General features: G+C 58.3%; 12 protein-coding genes. 10 read left to right on the forward strand and 2 right to left on the reverse strand.

The annotated features are described in order from the left end of the window. The first annotated feature begins 24 nt into the window (after positions 1–24). The 9 genes from nuoG (at position 25) to BLW36_RS12915 (ending at position 10798) form a co-directional block, all read left to right on the forward strand. Positions 25–2877: an NADH-quinone oxidoreductase subunit NuoG gene (nuoG, locus tag BLW36_RS12875; RefSeq protein WP_091389209.1), complete on the forward strand. Its 2853-nt coding sequence runs from the start codon at positions 25–27 to the stop codon at positions 2875–2877. Beyond that, complete coding sequence (gene nuoH / locus BLW36_RS12880) at positions 2874–3830, forward strand: NADH-quinone oxidoreductase subunit NuoH (protein WP_091389213.1); 957 nt, start codon at positions 2874–2876, stop codon at positions 3828–3830. Before nuoG ends, nuoH begins: the two co-directional genes overlap by 4 nt. Positions 3831–3870: 40 nt before the next feature. Next, entirely contained in the window at positions 3871–4389 is a 519-nt protein-coding gene (nuoI, locus tag BLW36_RS12885; RefSeq protein WP_211567203.1) for an NADH-quinone oxidoreductase subunit NuoI, read from the forward strand. Positions 4390–4444: 55 nt separating this feature from the next. Beyond that, entirely contained in the window at positions 4445–4972 is a 528-nt protein-coding gene (gene nuoJ, locus BLW36_RS12890) for an NADH-quinone oxidoreductase subunit J (RefSeq protein ID WP_091389216.1), read from the forward strand. Continuing rightward, the gene (gene nuoK / locus BLW36_RS12895) at positions 4962–5279 is read left to right on the forward strand and encodes an NADH-quinone oxidoreductase subunit NuoK (RefSeq protein WP_091389219.1); all 318 of its coding nucleotides are present in this window, start codon (positions 4962–4964) and stop codon (positions 5277–5279) included. The genes nuoJ and nuoK overlap by 11 nt, the downstream gene beginning before the upstream one ends. A gap of 1 nt (position 5280) precedes the next feature. Then, positions 5281–7119, forward strand: a complete 1839-nt coding sequence (gene nuoL / locus BLW36_RS12900; RefSeq protein ID WP_091389222.1) for an NADH-quinone oxidoreductase subunit L — start codon at positions 5281–5283, stop codon at positions 7117–7119. Then, positions 7116–8720 (forward strand): NADH-quinone oxidoreductase subunit M, encoded by a 1605-nt coding sequence (gene nuoM, locus BLW36_RS12905; RefSeq protein ID WP_091389225.1) that lies wholly within the window; start codon positions 7116–7118, stop codon positions 8718–8720. Before nuoL ends, nuoM begins: the two co-directional genes overlap by 4 nt. Beyond that, positions 8717–10252 (forward strand): NADH-quinone oxidoreductase subunit N, encoded by a 1536-nt coding sequence (locus tag BLW36_RS12910; protein ID WP_091389229.1) that lies wholly within the window; start codon positions 8717–8719, stop codon positions 10250–10252. Before nuoM ends, BLW36_RS12910 begins: the two co-directional genes overlap by 4 nt. An 87-nt stretch (positions 10253–10339) precedes the next feature. After that, positions 10340–10798 carry a hypothetical protein gene (locus tag BLW36_RS12915; protein WP_091389233.1) on the forward strand — a complete coding sequence of 153 codons (459 nt, stop codon included), beginning with the start codon at positions 10340–10342 and terminating at the stop codon, positions 10796–10798. Positions 10799–11042: 244 nt separating this feature from the next. Here the strand turns inward: BLW36_RS12915 and BLW36_RS12920 are convergent, their stop codons facing one another. Then, positions 11043–13541, reverse strand: a complete 2499-nt coding sequence (locus BLW36_RS12920) for a TonB-dependent receptor plug domain-containing protein (protein ID WP_244506254.1) — start codon at positions 13539–13541, stop codon at positions 11043–11045. Between the two features lie 1081 nt (positions 13542–14622). After that, positions 14623–15840, reverse strand: a complete 1218-nt coding sequence (locus tag BLW36_RS12925) for a hypothetical protein (RefSeq protein ID WP_091389238.1) — start codon at positions 15838–15840, stop codon at positions 14623–14625. Between the two features lie 188 nt (positions 15841–16028). Between BLW36_RS12925 and nagX the strand changes: the two genes are divergently transcribed. Beyond that, on the forward strand, positions 16029–17126 hold the full coding sequence (nagX, locus tag BLW36_RS12930) for a transmembrane glucosamine N-acetyltransferase NagX (protein WP_091389242.1): 1098 nt from the start codon (positions 16029–16031) through the stop codon (positions 17124–17126). Positions 17127–17159 lie beyond the last annotated feature (33 nt).

Consider the following 17159-nt stretch of genomic DNA (forward strand, 5'->3'; position numbering starts at 1 on the left):
GAATCAAAAAATAACGGACCGAAAATGCCAACCATAACCGTAGACGGCGAACAGTATCAGGTAGACGAGGACCAGAACCTGCTCAGCGCCTGCCTGGCTCAGGGGATCAATCTGCCCTACTTCTGCTGGCATCCGGCCATGGGCTCGGTGGGCGCCTGCCGTCAGTGTGCCGTCATCGAATACAAGGATGCTGGAGATCAGCGCGGCCGGCTGGTGATGAGCTGCATGACGCCGGTCAAAGACGGCGGTATCTACAGCGTCAATGCGGAAAACGCCCAGGAATTCCGCGGCGGCATCATCGAAGACCTGATGACCAATCACCCCCACGACTGCCCGGTGTGCGAGGAAGGTGGCGAGTGCCACCTGCAGGACATGACCGAAATGAGCGGCCACACCAACCGGCGCTATCGCGGCACCAAGCGCACCCATCACAATCAGTATCTGGGCCCGTTTATCAACCACGAGATGAACCGCTGTATCGCGTGCTATCGCTGTACCCGCTTCTATCGCGACTACGCCGGTGGCGATGACCTGCAGCCGCTAGGCAGAAACAACCAGGTGTACTTTGGACGCCAGCAGGACGGGATACTCGAAAACGGCTTCAGTGGCAATCTGGTTGAGGTCTGCCCGACCGGGGTCTTCACCGACAAAACCTTCAGCGAGCATTTCGTACGCAAATGGGATCTGCAGACCGCACCCTCCATCTGCGAGCACTGCGCGGTCGGCTGCAATACCGCGCCGGGTGCACGCGAGGCGGGCAATGGTCAGGACGTAATCCTGCGCCGAGTGGTCAATCTCTATAACCGCGACATCAACGGCTATTTCCTCTGTGACCGCGGGCGCTTTGGCTATGACTACGTGAACAGCGATGCGCGTATCAAGAGTGTGCTGGCCGCGCGCAGTGAGCAGATGATCGGCTCCACCGCCGAAGCCGGCGACAAGGTACACGTGGAAATTCCGCCTGAAACGGCGGTAAGGCAGCTCGCCCAGCAGCTCGATGCGGTACAAAAGGGACAGCGCCGGTTACTGGGGATCGGCTCCCCGCGCACCTCACTGGAAAATAATTTCGCCCTGCGATCGCTGGTAACACCGGAAAATTTCTATTCCGGGCTGAACGGTCGGGAACAGGAACTGCTGCAGCTGATAGACAGCATCCAGCGCGACGATCGGGTTCACAGCCCGAGCACGCCGGAGATCGAGCATGCCGACGCAGTGCTGATCCTGGGCGAGGATATCGATAACACGGCGCCGAGAATTGCCCTGGCCGTGCGCCAGGCGGCACGCAACCGCCAGAAAACGCACGCGCAGAGCTTGAACATCCCCCTGTGGCAGGACGCCTCGGTGCGTCAGCTGCGCGGAGAGCACAGCCCGATCATCTTTGCCGGCACCGAGCTGACCGGCCTTGCCGATATCGCCAGCGCCACCTTGTTCGACACACCGGAAAAGGTCGCCCTGTTTGCCGATGCGGTTTCACAGCTGATCAGAGGCGCTGACCCAGCAAGTCTCTCCCTGACCACCGCGGAGCGCGAACTCGCCGTGCGCACCGCCGATATCCTCGCCGCTGCCGAAAGACCGCTCATTATTTCCGGTTGCGCCAGCCGCTACGGCGACATCATTCGCGGTGCCGGCAGTATTGCCGCGGCTCTGGCAGACAAGTCTGCGGCGCCCGGCCACCTCTATCTCGCCTGCCCCGAGGCGAATAGTCTCGGACTCGTACAGCTGCAGGAACCCGGACACGGCAGTCTCGAACAGCTGGCCAGCCGGCTGCAGTCGAACGCAGATGACAAAACGCCGATATCGCTGCTGATCGTCGAAAACGATCTCTACCGGCGCGCAGACCACGAGACGCTGGAAACCATTTTTTCGCGCGCCGATGAAGTAATACTGCTGGACAGCCTGCTGAATGACACCGCCAGGCGTGCCGACCTCATTTATCCGGCAGCCGCCACGGCGGAGTCCCAGGGTACATTCATCAACAGTAACGGCCTGGCGCAGCGATACTATGCGGTGTACGAGGGCTTGGGCTACATCCAGGAGAGCTGGCGCTGGCTGGCCGATGCCGCGCGCTTCTGTACACAGAAATCAACTGCACTGGCGGCGGTTGCCAGCTGGCAGCACAGCACGGACTTGAGCGACGCCCTGGCCGGCGAATTTTCACAATTTGCTCCACTGGCCACCCTCGGCCCCGACGAGGACTATCGCATCGACGGTCTCAAGGTCGCCCGCCAGAGTCACCGCTCCAGCGGGCGCACCGCCGTTCGCGCAAAGGCCCGGGTGGCCGAGTTCCCTCCGCACCAGGATCCGGATGCTCCGATGACCTTCAGTATGGAAGGTATCCACAATGCCGGACTGACTCCGCTGCAGGCCAACATCTGGTCGCCGGGCTGGAACTCGAACCAGTCGATCCTGAAGTTTCAACAGGGTATCGGCGGCGCGCGCAAAGGTGCCAACGGTGGTATTCAGCTGCAGCGGCAAGCGCAGCGGATTCCCGCATGGACGATCCCGTCACATGAGGCCACTACAGCTGCAACATCCGACAATCAGCTGCGGATGCTGCCACTCTATCGGCTGTTCGGTTCGGATGAACTGAGCGCGAATGCAGCAGCCATCGCCAGTGTCATCGATAAGCCGTTTGTGCGTCTCAACAAAGAGGACGCTGCCGAGTTGGGCCTGCAGGAAGGGGACTGGCTCGAACTGGAAGTCGATTCGGCACGCTACCGGCTCGAAGCCACACTTTCTGCCACACAACCCGCCGGCACCGTCGGTGTCCCCTGCGGCATACCGCAGCTGGCATCGCTGATGCCGGAATTGCCAGGGCCGGCGGCGCTCAAGCGGGTTGAGTCGCAGGCGACCAGCGCAAGCGGAGAGACCTTATGAATGCCTCGGTCTGGATGACACTGCTGAATATTATTGGCGTCTTGATGGGTGCCGTGCTGCTGGCTGCCCTGCTGACCTGGGGTGAGCGGCGCCTGCTCGGCTTCTGGCAGGATCGTCCGGGGCCGAACCGGGTCGGCCCATTCGGCCTGCTGCAGGTCGTTGCGGACATGATCAAGCTGTTCTTCAAGGAAGATTTCGTGCCGCGCTTCGCCGACATTCCGGTCTTCGTAATCGCCCCCACCGTTGTCATGGCGACCATGCTGCTGGCCTTCGCGGTGGTGCCGGTGTCACCGGCAATCGGCGTGATCGACCTGAATATCGGCCTGCTGTTTATTCTCGCCATGTCGTCCATGGCCGTGTACAGCGTGATCCTCGGCGGCTATGCCTCCAACAACAAATACGCGCTGTTAGGCGGGCTGCGCGCTGCCGCGCAGACGGTTTCCTACGAAGTGTTTATGGGGATCAGCTTGATGGGCGTGGTCATGCTGGCGGGCAGCTTCAATTTGCGTGAGATAGTCCTGGCCCAGCAGAACGGCTGGTTTATCCTGCCGCAGTTTATCGGCTTCCTGGTGTTCTTTATTGCCGGTATCGCCGAGAGCCACCGGTTGCCATTCGACCTGCCGGAAGCGGAGCACGAATTGACTGCCGGCTTTCATACCGAGTACTCCGGCATGAAGTTCGGGATGTTTTTTGTCGGCGAATACCTGTCAGTCATCCTGATCTCCGCACTGGTCACCACCTTGTTCCTCGGCGGCTGGCAGGGCCCGTGGCTGCCGCCGATTGTCTGGTTTGCACTGAAGACCGCCTTCCTGGTCATGATCTTTGTCCTGCTGCGGGCCGCGATTCCCCGCCCGCGCTACGACCAGTTGATGCAGTTCGGCTGGAAAGTGATGTTGCCGCTGTCGTTACTCAATCTCCTGGTGACTGCCGGGGTACTGTTGTGGATCGGATAACCAGAAAGCGGCTCAGCAATAAAAGCATGGGAGAAAGCCAATGATCGCGAGTCAACTGCGCAGCATGTGGCTGGTGTTCAAACACCTGTTCAGCCGCAATGCTACGGTGCAGTACCCGGAGCAGAAGCCCTATCTGGCGCCGCGCTACCGTGGCCGCATCGTGCTGACCAGGGATCCAAACGGCGACGAGCGCTGTGTCGCCTGCAATCTGTGTGCCGTCGCTTGCCCGCCGGATTGTATTTCCCTGCAGAAAACCGAGGATGAGGACGGCCGCTGGCGTCCGGAGTATTTCCGCATCAACTTTTCCCGCTGCATCATGTGTGGCCTCTGTGAAGATGCCTGCCCGACCTACGCCATTCAGCTGACGCCGGACTTTGAAATGTGTGAGTACGACCGGCAGAACATGGTGTACGAAAAGGAGGACCTGCTGATCAGTGGCCCGGGTAAATACCACGAATACAGCTTCTACAACGTGGCCGGCAAGGCGATAGCCGGCAAGGACAAGGGCGATGCGGAAAATGAAGCCGAACCCATCAATGTAAAAAGCCTGAACCTTTAATCCCCCTGACAGAGGCATCTCGGGGGCAGGAAAAATAATAACTCGTGAGGCATTTATGCCCGGTATCGTTTTTCTCCTGACCGCAGCGGTGGCCGTTGTTTCCACCGCCTTCGTCATCTTCAGCCGCAACGCGGTGCATGCGTTGCTCTATCTAATCGTGTCCCTGCTCGCGGTGGCGGTGATTTTTTATCAGTACGGCGCGCCCTTTGCCGCGGCACTGGAAGTCATCGTCTATGCCGGAGCCATCATGGTGCTGATGGTGTTCGTCATCATGATGCTGAACCAAGGCGAAGCGGCCGTGAGCCAGGAAAGCGCCTGGCTGCAGCCACGGGGCTGGATCGGCCCCGCGCTGCTGTGCGGCGTGCTGCTGACGCAATTGATCGTACTGTTATTCGCCGCGCCGGCCGAATCGGCCGACGCAACGCACTATGTCGGCCCGAAAGAAGTCGGTATTGCGCTGTTCAGCCACTACATACTGGCGGTCGAGCTGGCATCAATGCTGTTGCTCGCCGGGCTGGTTGGCGCCTTCCACCTGGCCCGGCACAAGAGCGTAGATTCCACGGAGGTGAAGCATGCCGATTGAATCAATGCCCGGGCTGCACTCCGGGCTGGCGCTGGCTGCAATCCTGTTCTGCCTTGGGCTCGTCGGCCTGTTGGTGCGCCGCAACATCATATTCATGCTGATGTGTGTGGAGATATGCACGAATGCCGCGGCGCTCGCTTTTGTGGTCGCCGGTGCGCACTGGGGCAATGCGGACGGTCAGGCGATGTTTGTATTTGTCATCACCCTGGCGGCGGCCGAGGTGGCCATCGCCCTGGCACTGGTACTGCAGTTTTACCGGCGCCGGCACACGGTGGATATCGACCAACTTAACGGACTGAGAGGTTGATATGCAGGAACTGTTAGCCTGGATTCCGCTGCTGCCGCTACTCGGCTTTTTGATCCTCATTTCCGTGCCGCTATTCAGCCGCAGCGAACTGCCGGAAAGCGCCACCGCTGCGGTCGGTGTCGGCAGTGTCGGGCTCGCCGCCCTGTTGACTGCGATTGTCGCCGTCACGGTATTCCGGCAGGACCCGTCGGCGACGATGCAGCTGCCCGTGTGGCAATGGCTCAGCGTCGGCACGCTGCAGCTGGGGTTCGACTTTTATGTGGACTGGCTGACGCTGGTCATGCTGCTGGTGGTGACCGGGGTGGGCTTTCTGATCCACCTTTACTCCGCCGGCTACATGCGCAGTGATCCGGGCTACCGGCGCTACTTCGCCTACCTGAACCTATTTGTCTGCGCCATGTTGCTGTTGGTGCTGGCGGACAACCTGGTGCTGCTCTATCTGGGATGGGAGGGTGTCGGCCTGTGCAGTTACCTGCTGATCGGCTTCTGGTACAAGGATCCAGCCAATGGTGCCGCAGCGCGCAAGGCCTTTATCGTCACCCGCGTCGGCGATACTGCCATGGCGATCGGGCTTTTTCTGCTGTTCAGCCAGTTTGCGACACTGAATATTCGCGAGCTGCTCGCTGCCACCGGCGGCGCAGCACAGAATGATCCCATTATCACGCTGGCGGCGCTGCTGCTGCTCGGCGGCGCTGTGGGCAAATCCGCACAGCTGCCACTGCAGACCTGGCTGCCGGACGCGATGGCCGGCCCTACACCGGTCAGCGCCCTGATCCATGCCGCCACCATGGTGACCGCTGGTGTCTACCTGATTGCGCGCATGCACCCGCTGTTCGCCCTGTCGGAAATGGCGATGAGTTCCGTCGCCGTGGTCGGTGCCCTGACACTGCTACTGGCCGGCTGCAGTGCACTGGTGCAGACCGACATCAAGCGGGTGCTCGCCTACTCGACCATCAGCCAGATCGGCTACATGTTTCTGGCCCTCGGCGTCGGTGCCTGGTCCGGAGCAATCTTCCACCTGATGACACACGCCTTTTTCAAGGCCCTGCTGTTCCTGTCCGCCGGCTCCGTGATTCTGAGCCTGCATCACGAGCAGAATATTTTTGCGATGGGCGGCCTGCGCCGGAAAATCCCCATTACGTTTATTTGTTTCACCGTTGGCTGCGCCTGCCTCGCCGCGCTGCCGCTTACATCGGGCTTCTACAGCAAGGACCAGATACTGCTCAGCGCCTGGGAGTTTTACCATGGCTTCAACGGTGTCTGGCTGGCCGGGATGCTGGGCGCACTGGTCACCGGAATTTACAGTTTCCGCCTGCTGTTCCTGGTGTTCTTCGGCGACGAAGGCTCCGCATCAGCCCACTGCAAGGATGCCAACAACGGCGTAATGACGCTGCCGCTGCTGGCCCTGGCCGCGCTGGCACTAACCGGCGGTCTGCTGGCACCGCCGCTGCAGGCAGTATTTGGCGAGCAGGTCGCCGGACATCCGGCAGCCTGGGTGGAAGGTCTGGCCATCGCCATGCCGATACTGGGGTTCGCGATCGCCTGGTGGTGCTTCCTTTACCGCCGCCGCCCGGCCGCGGAGGCGTCCACACTGGCAAAGTTCTGGTTCAGCGGCTGGGGCTTCGACTGGCTCTACGATCTCCTGCTGGTCAAACCCTTCGTGTTCCTCGCACAGATTAACCGCAATGACATTGTCGATGCCCTGTACAGGGGTGCCGCCGCCACCAGCCGCCAGCTGAACCTGTTGCTCAGCAGCTCGCAGAACGGACAGGTGCGCTGGTATATGACCACCCTGGTGGCCGGCTCCATTCTTTTCCTCGCGCTTCTGGTGGCCCTATGACACTACTGGCAATTATCGCGATACTGTTTATCGGCGGGGTCCTGGCCTGGCTGTCGGGGCGGCTTCTGGGCCGCGGCAGTCGCTGGATTTCACTGTTCAGCCTGCTTCTGGCCACGGCGCTGCTCGGGCGCTACTGGCCGGACTTTACCGCCGGCGCGGATGTCGGTAGTGGAGGCGAACTCTGGTGGGACAGCCTGCAACTGACGTGGATACCGCGCTTCGGTATCAGTTTCTTCCTCGCCGTAGACGGCCTCGGCTTCCTGATGCTGGCATTGACACTGCTGATGGGGCTGTTCGGTTTGATCATGACCTGGCGCGATATCAGGTTCCGCCGCGGCTTTTTCTATTTCAACTACCTGTGGATCCTGGCCGGGGTCATCGGCGTATTCACCGCGATGGATCTTTTCCTGTTCTTCTTCTTCTGGGAAGTGATGCTGATTCCGATGCTGTTCCTGATCGCCGTCTGGGGCTATGAGCAGCGCATCTATGCGGCGATCAAGTTTTTTATCTTTACCCAGGCCAGCAGCCTGTTGATGCTGATCGCGATCGTCGGGCTCGTCTACCTGCACTACAGCAACAGTGGCCAGCTCACCTTCAATTATCGCGAGCTGCTGAGCGCACAAATTTCGCCAACCGCCGCCTACTGGTTAATGCTCGGCTTTTTTATCGCCTTCGCGGTGAAGCTGCCAGCGCTGCCGGTGCATACCTGGCTGCCGGATGCGCACACCCAGGCGCCGACAGCCGGCAGTATCCTGCTCGCGGCGATACTGTTGAAAACCGGGGCCTATGGTTTGCTGCGTTTCACGCTGCCGCTATTCCCCGAGGCGTCGGTCGCCTTTGCGCCGGTTGCCATGACAATCGGGGCGCTCAGTGTAATCTACGGTGCGGTGCTGGCATTTGCGCAACAGGATATGAAGCGACTGGTAGCCTACTCGAGTGTCAGCCATATGGGCTTTGTATTGCTGGGGCTGTACGCGCTCAACACCATCGCCGTTCAGGGAGCGATCATGCAGATGATCGCTCACGGCTTCAGCACCGCGGCCCTGTTCGCGCTGGTCGGTGCACTGCAGCAGCGGCTACATACCCGCGATATGGCGCAACTGGGAGGTCTCTGGGCCAGCCTGCCCAAACTTTCCGCGATTGCCCTGTTCTTCGCTGTGGCCTCCCTCGGCCTGCCGGGACTCGGTAACTTTATTGCCGAATTCCTGGTACTGCTCGGCAGTTTCGACAGCAGTCGCTGGATCACCGTCGTTGCCGCCATCGGCCTGGTCGGCGCGGCGCTCTATGCTCTGCTAATGATGCAGCGGGTCTTCTTCGGCGAGTCACGCGGTCTCAATACGGACGCTACGGCAAAAGAACCTGTAATCGATCTAAATCCACGGGAAACCGTCGCCCTGCTCTCGCTGGCCGTCGCGCTGGTTTTTCTCGGCCTGCGCCCACAGCCGGTGTTCGACATCGCCGCACCTTCGGTGGCCGGGTCGCTAGCGCGAGCTGAGGCCGCCCGAACGGAACAGGGCACAGTGAAAGCACCGACAAGCATAGAGACCGCCACCCGCTCCGGTTGGCCGAAATCAATTTCTACCGGAGGGGAATCGCTATGAGCGCACAGGAAGTACACGCCATTCTGCCGCTATTGGTATTGAGCGGCGGTATCGTGGTGCTGTTACTGCAGGTGTCATTCTGGCGCGGACACCTTGCAGCCAGCATTACGTCGCTGATAACACTGGTGGCAGCAATCTTCGCCTGTTTCCAGGTTGCCGGACGATTGACATCCGGGATCGACTCCATCGCGGTAACCGGCCTGCTGCTGGTGGATCACACCGCATTATTTTTCTGCCTGTTGTTACTGCTCGCTGCGGTTGCCGTCGCGATACTCGGTTTTAACTACCTGCAGCAACGCTGCCACGAGGGAAAGCCGTTCAGCAGCTACCCGGAGGAGTTTTACATTCTGTTGTTACTGGTAATGCTCGGCGCTACTACGCTGGTCTGCGCCAGCCATTTCGCCAGCTTTTTCCTCGCCCTGGAACTGATGAGCCTGGCCCTGTATCCCCTGCTCGGCTTCGCGGTCACCGGTGATCTGTCACCGCAGCGAGACCAGATGCAGTCACTGGAATCCGGCATCAAATATCTTCTGCTTTCCGCCCTCTCCACCGCCGTCGGATTATTCGGCATTGCGCTGATATACGCGGCCAGCGGTGTTCTCGATTTCGGTGGTATCGCCGCTGCGGTTGCCAAACTGCACCAGGGCCCCAACCTGCTACTGACCGGGCTGACACTGTTACTGATTGCGATGGCTTTCAAGCTGTCGCTGGTGCCGTTTCATATCTGGACGCCGGACGTTTACCAGGGTGCCCCAACACCGATAACCGCGCTGATCGCCACTGTCGGCAAGGGCGCGGTCGTCGCCGTGCTGCTGCGTTTTTTCGCCCAGACCGATCTTTTCGCGCTGCCGACCCTGACCAGCCTGCTCGCAATCACCGCCGTGGCCAGCATGCTGGCCGGTAACCTGCTGGCGCTGATGCAAAACAATATCAAGCGCCTGCTGGCCTATTCTTCCATTGCACATATCGGCTACCTGATTGTTGCCTTTCTGATTGGTAACAGTGCCTTTGGCAGTGAGGCGGTTATTTACTATCTGGTGGCTTATGTGATCACTACGCTGGGCGCATTCGCCGTGGTCGGCCTGATCGCGGACTCTGCGATGGCCCAGGCGCCGGGCGGCGCCGGGCCGATTAACGATTCCACCAGTGATCCGTTCCAGCGGGACTACTACCGTGGCCTGCTGTGGCGCTCGCCCTGGCTGGCCTGTTGCCTCGCAGCCATGTTACTGTCTCTGGCAGGCATTCCATTGACCATCGGCTTTATCGGCAAATTTTACATCTTTGCCGCCGGCGTTCAGGGTCAGATGTGGATGCTGCTCGCAGCGGTAGTCATCGGCAGTGCGCTGGGGCTCTTCTATTACCTGCGCCTGCTGCTGACAATGGTTCAGCGTGACCCCGAACCCGCTTCAGCTGCGGTCGGTGGCGTACGGATCGCCACTTCTGGGCAGATTTTGCTTCTTTCCCTCACCGCGGCGCTGTTGCTGTTTGGGGTGTTTCCGCAAATCTTGATCAATTGGATAAATGCACTATAACCATACGTATGCAACGATGATTGACGAGACACGCATTATGTTTTGCCGCCATCACATAAATACACAAAAATACCGAAAGGCAAATCTATGAAAACCTTCAAGCAAGCATTCGAAGTTTTAAAGGACGCCGAAAAATTCCACCTGGATATGGCGGCCCTGTACAAAGAATTACTAGAGAAGTCCGAAGATAATCGAACACAGTTGCTGCTTAAACACATGCTGGAGCACGAGCAGCGTATGGCCAGAAATCTTGCCAACTACAGTGAGGTGGCGCAGCACAAGGTCATGCAGACCTGGCTGCAGTACACTCACGAGGAATCCGCCAAGGATTTCATCAAGAAGTTGGAGCTGAGCGATCCGCCCACGATCAAGGAAATCAATAACATGGGCCGCGAAGTCGACCGATATTTTTCCGACCTGTATCAGGCGGTCTATGGCGCGATTGAGTCGGCCGAAGTGAAAGAGGTTTTCGAGGACCTGAAGCAGATTCAGGACAAGGAGCGCATCACGCTGTCGATGGCCACCAATTCGCTTTGGGACATGTAAAAAACTACCCGCTAAGAAGCACTGCTGTCCCATAGTTTGGGATGAATGAAAAAAGCCTGAACCAAACCGGTTACGATGTTTTCGCCAAAAAGACAATGTAATCAGGGAGGTTTCAGGCTATGTCACTTTATAACCCTGCGTAAAAAAAGCGAGCCTCAAATGAGGCTCGCTTTGTGACGGCTGCACTGCGGGACAGCAGCTCCCCGCAGAGCGCTTGTTCAGAACTCCAAAACAGGACTCTGTTTTAGAATTCGTAGCCGGCTTTCAGATAATAGAAACCACCACCAATGCCATAGGGCGATGTCTCATAGTAAACCCCGCCCAAAACATTGTCCGGGGCTCCTACGATTGAGCCATCAATCTCGCCACCCTTTTCATCAAACACATTGGCGGCGCCGGCAGTCAGCACGATGCTGTCTGACGCGGCGTAGGTCAGTTCAAAGTCTACCGTGAACTCAGAACCCAGCTCCTCACCGAACCAGTCGGCGTGTACGCCCACATATTCACCGTAAAAGTTGGTGCGAACAAAGGCGCTCAACTTGTCCCAGTTCTGGGCTACGGTGAAAGAGGCCCGATGATCCGGAAGGCCGCGCTCCAGGCGTAGCGCTTTACAGATCTCGCCCTGGTTGTTTACGAAACCACCACCACAGGTGGTGTCTCCGCCAACAACTTCAGTTTGGGTCCAGTTATAGGCCAAGCTGAAGTCGGTGCCACCACCGAACAATTCCGTACCATAAGTTGCCACTACGTCGAGTCCAGTAGTTTCGGTATCGAAGTCGTTGGCAAAGTAGTTGACCTGACCGATCAATTCCGGGTTGGGAACGCCTGCAGCCGCCATGGCAGAGCGCTGGGCTGCCGTAGGCGTGGCATTATCGGTCAGGGCGATTCGGTCGGTTACTTCGATGAAATAGGCATCGGCAGTCACTTGCAGATCACCAACAGACATTACCAGACCAGTGGCAAAGTTAACGGACTCTTCCGGCTGCAGCTCGGCCTCACCCAGTTTGGGCGCCGGCAGTGTTTGTGCCTGAGTCAGCTGACCGCCAACGATCGAGGTCTGGGTATTGACAACGGACGCCTGGCCCATAGTCGGAGCCCGGAAACCGGTGCTGTGTGAAGCGCGCCAGGCGAGGTTGTCGGTAATCTGCCAGTTAGCCACCAACTTGTAATTGGTGGTATCGCCGAAGCTATCGAAATTTTCGTAGCGCAAGGCGCCGCCCAGCAGAAAGTTATCCGTCAACTGGTTTTCCAGGTCCGCATAGAGGGCGTAGTTGCTGCGCTCAGCGATACCAGCAGAATCAATGGAGAAACCAGCAAAACCATGTGAACCAATGTTGAAGCCCTGATCGGCCAGCGGTCCTACCTGCCAGGACATTCCCTCGCCGGCGATGATCTGGAACGACTCATCACGCCACTCGGCGCCCACGGCAACACTCAGGTTATCCATTTGCTTTTGCAAATCGAAGTTAAGAGTCTTCTCCAGCTGAATGTAGGAACCTGTGTCGAAATCGCGCTTGCTGTCGGGTCCGAAAGATGGGTTGATGGTGTTGTTCAGACCAAACACTGCCTCGTTGCGGCCCACAGAAGCGCTCAGGTCAAAGTTCCAGCCTTGCATGAAGCCATTGGAGAACTCTCCGCGACGGCCCGCTGTCAAGGAGGTATCGGTAATATCGCCAACGAAACGCGGGGTATAACCGCCGGGAATTGTCTTGTTGAAGACAAAGCAGTTGTCGTCTGCCGTCAGGCCGGAAGTCACCATGTCAGAGCCGTCAGCCAAAGGCGCGGTGCGGTAGGCATCACAGCTGGAGGCATTGCCGTCCAGTGCACCAACTAGGCGGTTGCCATCGTCGTCGGTGTAAACTCCTGAACGACCGTTCGGGTTACGGTAGTAGAAACCACCATCGACCTTGCGGTTGGAGTGGTTACCGAAGGCATAGATCTCGGTGCCATCCTTCAGGTCCATGCCGAAGTTGGCAAACAGGGTCATGTCATCTTCAACAATCGGGGCACCCCAAATCTGTGCCGGGTCAGCTACTGCGGTGTTACCGGCGTCGATGAGCTCCTGGGCATCGGCACGCTGCACTGAACGAGAGGTGTCATCGGCATTTTTCAGCTGGAAGCTCAGATTCAGGAAACCCGAGTCTGTCATCGCCATGCCGTAATTGCCCGCGATGGTGGTGCTCTGGCCGTCACCTTCGAAATACTCGCCAGTTTTCAGCTCGAGCGAACCACCTTCGGCATCGTCTTTCAGAACAAAGTTCATCACGCCGGCAATGGCATCAGAACCGTACTGCGCCGCTGCACCATCGCGCAGCACTTCCACCTGTTTCAGAGCAATGCTGGGAATAACGGAAATATCGGGACCCTGGGCACCATCGTTAAGGCCACCGCCCTGGAAGGCAATCACAGAGGCGCGGTGGCGGCGCTTGCCGTTGAGCAGGACCAGGGTTGAGTCTGAAGACAAGCCACGCATGTTAACGGGGCGAATCATAGATGCAGCGTCACTGATGGGTTGGTCGTGCACATTAAAGGAAGGCACGGAGCTCTTCAGCATATCCAACATGTCACTGCTGCCGGATTTCGCCAGGTCATTTGCATTAAATACATCCACCGGAACCGGGGATTCGGCGACGGAACGCGGCTTGGTTCTCGAGCCTACAGTCACCACCTCTTCCATCACTAAATTATCACCAGCGGACTGCGCCTGAACCGGCGCAGCCAGGGCGCCGGCCAGAGCGATCAACGAGACCGATGAAACCCCGAACTGTGTAGTTTTTTTCATTGAAAATACCCTTGCAATTTTTCGTTGTTATGCGCACGAGTTGCGCGTGCGTGTTGGAAGGTTCCCACAGCAAAAATGCAAAAACCGTGACACATTCGCGCACGCTCGAATGCAAAATGCCTCTTTATCAAGAATCGTGCAACTTGATGGCAGAACTAAGCGAAATCACCTGTTTTTTAGCTCTATTTTGTATTTGCCGTATTAACGATTTTTCGCATATAAACTGCCAAAATAGTGCGCAACATTTAATCAGGTCGCACAATTTCTGTTCGGCCGGCAGATGCACTCAATTCACTTCGAAGGCAAAATATGCGATGGCAATTCTATGTTTCACCCTCCCCTCGCAGACGAGGAACCGGGCTGCAATCTGAGTCACCATCAGTAACAGCCGCGTCAAAACAGTGCGTAGTTGCTACTCAGCTGCTGATTTTCGCGCCCAACTTGGCGGGGGAATCACTGCCGGTTACACATTTATGGCTATTGGTTGTAGTCAGCGCACAGTTGGCGCGCCGAACTGCGAATAAAAATAACTGGCGGTGACAAAAATGCGACATGCCAGTCAAAGCTATTCAAATTTCGAATGGCTCGGAAAACCTGTCGCAAAAAATTAAACAGCAGCTGTAAAAATAATACCCGGATACTTTTTCTGGCGGAACTTTCTCACGCCAATTCTCGTCATCCATTTCGCAAATATTACGAATTCGAATTGCCCCCCGCAGGGCTTGATGTTAATTTTGACAGCGGTGTCATTTTTTTGGCGAGGCTCTCGTCAGGTGCAACAGCGCAACACCGACTGCGACCAGCGACCGCTCTCAGCCCCCGGGAAGCTAAAAGAAGTTGTTCTCGCAGGATGTGATCCGTCGCTGTAGACGTAAAGAAAATGCCCCTATATTCGTCCCGGTTTCGTGGGATTGGCTTCTTGTTTTGACTCACGGATGTCTGGAGCATGTTGAATAAGTCACCCTGCAGTCAAAATCACACGCCGTCACGCTGCCGCTATCGGGCAGCCGGTACATTGCTCTATAAGGAATGGTCAGGACGACTACTTCACCGACATTTCTTCAAAGGTCGGCAGCCAGCCTCCGGGCGGTCCCAGTTCGAGGCGATCAGGCCGGGGCGAGGCGCGGCCACTGAGCAGGTATCGCCGGTCGCGCCAGTACCATACGCGCAAATCGCTCCAGAGATGATTGCCATCCGCATCCAGCAGTTCGCCCTTGTCGACCCACTGCTGAGCGACATAGCGCTGTCCTTTCGACAGCAACCGGCGCAAGCGATGCCGGCCGACGGCGCGACTGTCCAGCACGCCAAGTCCGGCGTGACTCTGTGCGGGCTTGAAAACCAGCTCTTGCTTGCGCGCGGCGAGCGTTTCGAGATTGTCGTCGGACAATTCCCAGGTTGGCGGCACATGCCGCGACAGCAACGCGCGTTCGTCGGGCGTGATGCCGAGCGCGGCGTCCATGTGTGGCCGGGAAAGCCAGTCGAGCAATCGCTTGTCACTGCGGGTGGCATAGCTGAACGGATTTGGGGCAATGTAGACGCGCCCGCTCGCATAGGCCTCTTTCAGAGCGGCAAATTGCGGCGCCTGCCAAAAGAAATCGGTGGAGCGATTAACGACGAAATCGACCGGCGCGCCGTCGACCAACAGGCTTTCACCATCCCACTGCAAAGCCTCGGGCGCGACAACATAGGTGCGCCAACCCAGCGCCCGGCACAGCGCCGCCAGCCGCGTATGCTCCTCGCGAAAGCGGCCACTTTGCAGCGAATCGCTGTCATCGAGAATCGCCACACCCGCGGGGGAATCGGTATTCAGACAGGTCCGTATTTCCTCCGTGATCATTTCCTGAATTTGCCGCCCCAGCTCGCCAATAGTGGGCGAGGGCTGGATAGCGGCATCATCCGCAAGGCAGAGTTCGTAAAAGACGCGGTTGATCTGCGCCGCAAAAAGGAATCCGGAGCCGTTATCGTTGAACTCGATCAGTTGCCAGTCGCCGGGCCTGTCCGGCGGCAGGTGAAAGTCCCAGGCACTGAAGAAACAAGTTTCGGCGCGCGGTATTCGGGCGATGGCGGGCGCCTGATCTGTGGCTCGAGCGATCCAGGCCTGACGCCGGGTCACCCGCTCGAACAGTGCGATAAAGTCATCAACCTCGACAAGCAGCTTGTCGGGGATGCGCTGGTGTGCGCGAGCGACCGAAACATAGTCGGGCAGTGGCGGCTCGCTGGCATACAGATGTTGCAGGAAGGTCGCTGCGGCGTCGGCCACCCCGTTACCTCCTGCGGCGGCATTCGGCGTTCATGTCCTGAGTCTAGCAGTGCGGCCCAGTGTAGCTGCGCACAGGTTCTCGAGACCAGATTTCATGGCAAGTGGACTGTTCGACAATTTAATCTCCCCACTGCATCGGCGGCGGCCGGCCAAGTCTGCACAACGTAAAACAGCATTAAAAAGTACCCATGAGCAATGAAAAACAACGCCTGGCCTCCCTAGATGCCTTACGCGGCTTCGATATGTTCTGGATCATCGGCGGTGAGGCTCTGTTCCTGCCACTGTTCACGCTTACCGGATGGTCGATCTTCGCCCTCGGCCACGAACAGATGCAGCACTCTGCATGGCATGGCTTCAGCTTTTACGACCTTATTTTCCCGCTGTTTATCTTCCTGTCCGGCGTCGCGCTCGGTATCGCCAACAAGTCAGTGCGCGGCCTGTCGATGAAAGAGCGCAAGCCGGTGTACCACAAGGCGGTGAAAAGACTGCTGATCCTGATTGGCCTCGGTGTGCTCTACAACCACGGCTGGGGTAGCGGTATGCCGGCGGACCCGAGCGAAATCCGCTACGCCAGCGTACTCGCCCGCATTGGCTTCGCCTGGTTCTTCGCCGCGATGATTGTCTGGCACTGCAGCGTGCGCACCCAGTACCTGATTGCAGCGGCCATTCTGCTCGGATACTGGCTGTTGCAGGTCGGCTTCGGTTCGCTGACCCCGAGCGGCTCCGTCAATGCCTGGATCGACCAGTGCTGTCTGCCGGGCACCACCTACCAGAATCGCGCCTATGACCCGGAGGGCCTGCTTTCAACGGTTCCGTCGATCGTCAATGCACTGTTGGGGATTTTTGCCGGGCGCTGGTTGCGTGACCACCAGGGTCAGCACCGAATAGTCCTGCAGGGGCTGACCGCCGCCGGTCTCGTCAGCCTGCTCGGTGGTTCTATCTGGCACTGGGTTTACCCGATCAACAAGGAGCTGTGGACCGGCTCCTTCGTACTCGTCACCTGCGGTTGCAGTCTGCTGCTACTGGCGCTCTTTTATCTGCTGGTGGATGTATGGCAGTGGCGACGCTTCAACGGTTTCTTCGCGGTGATCGGCTGCAATGCGATTCTGGTTTACCTTGGGACCAGCCTGCTGAATTGGGTTTACACCAGTAAAAACCTGTTTGGCGGTATCGCGGCGGCCCTGCCGGAGGCGGGCGCCACGTTGGTCATCGTCTGCGGGGTGATCTTACTGCAATGGCTGGTATTGAAGTGGCTGTATAGTCGGGGAATATTTATCAGCCCCTAACGTTTAACCGGGCGGCCCGTAGACTTCGCTGGT

The organism is Microbulbifer marinus (assembly GCF_900107725.1).
In the GTDB taxonomy this organism is placed as follows: Bacteria; Pseudomonadota; Gammaproteobacteria; order Pseudomonadales; family Cellvibrionaceae; genus Microbulbifer; species Microbulbifer marinus.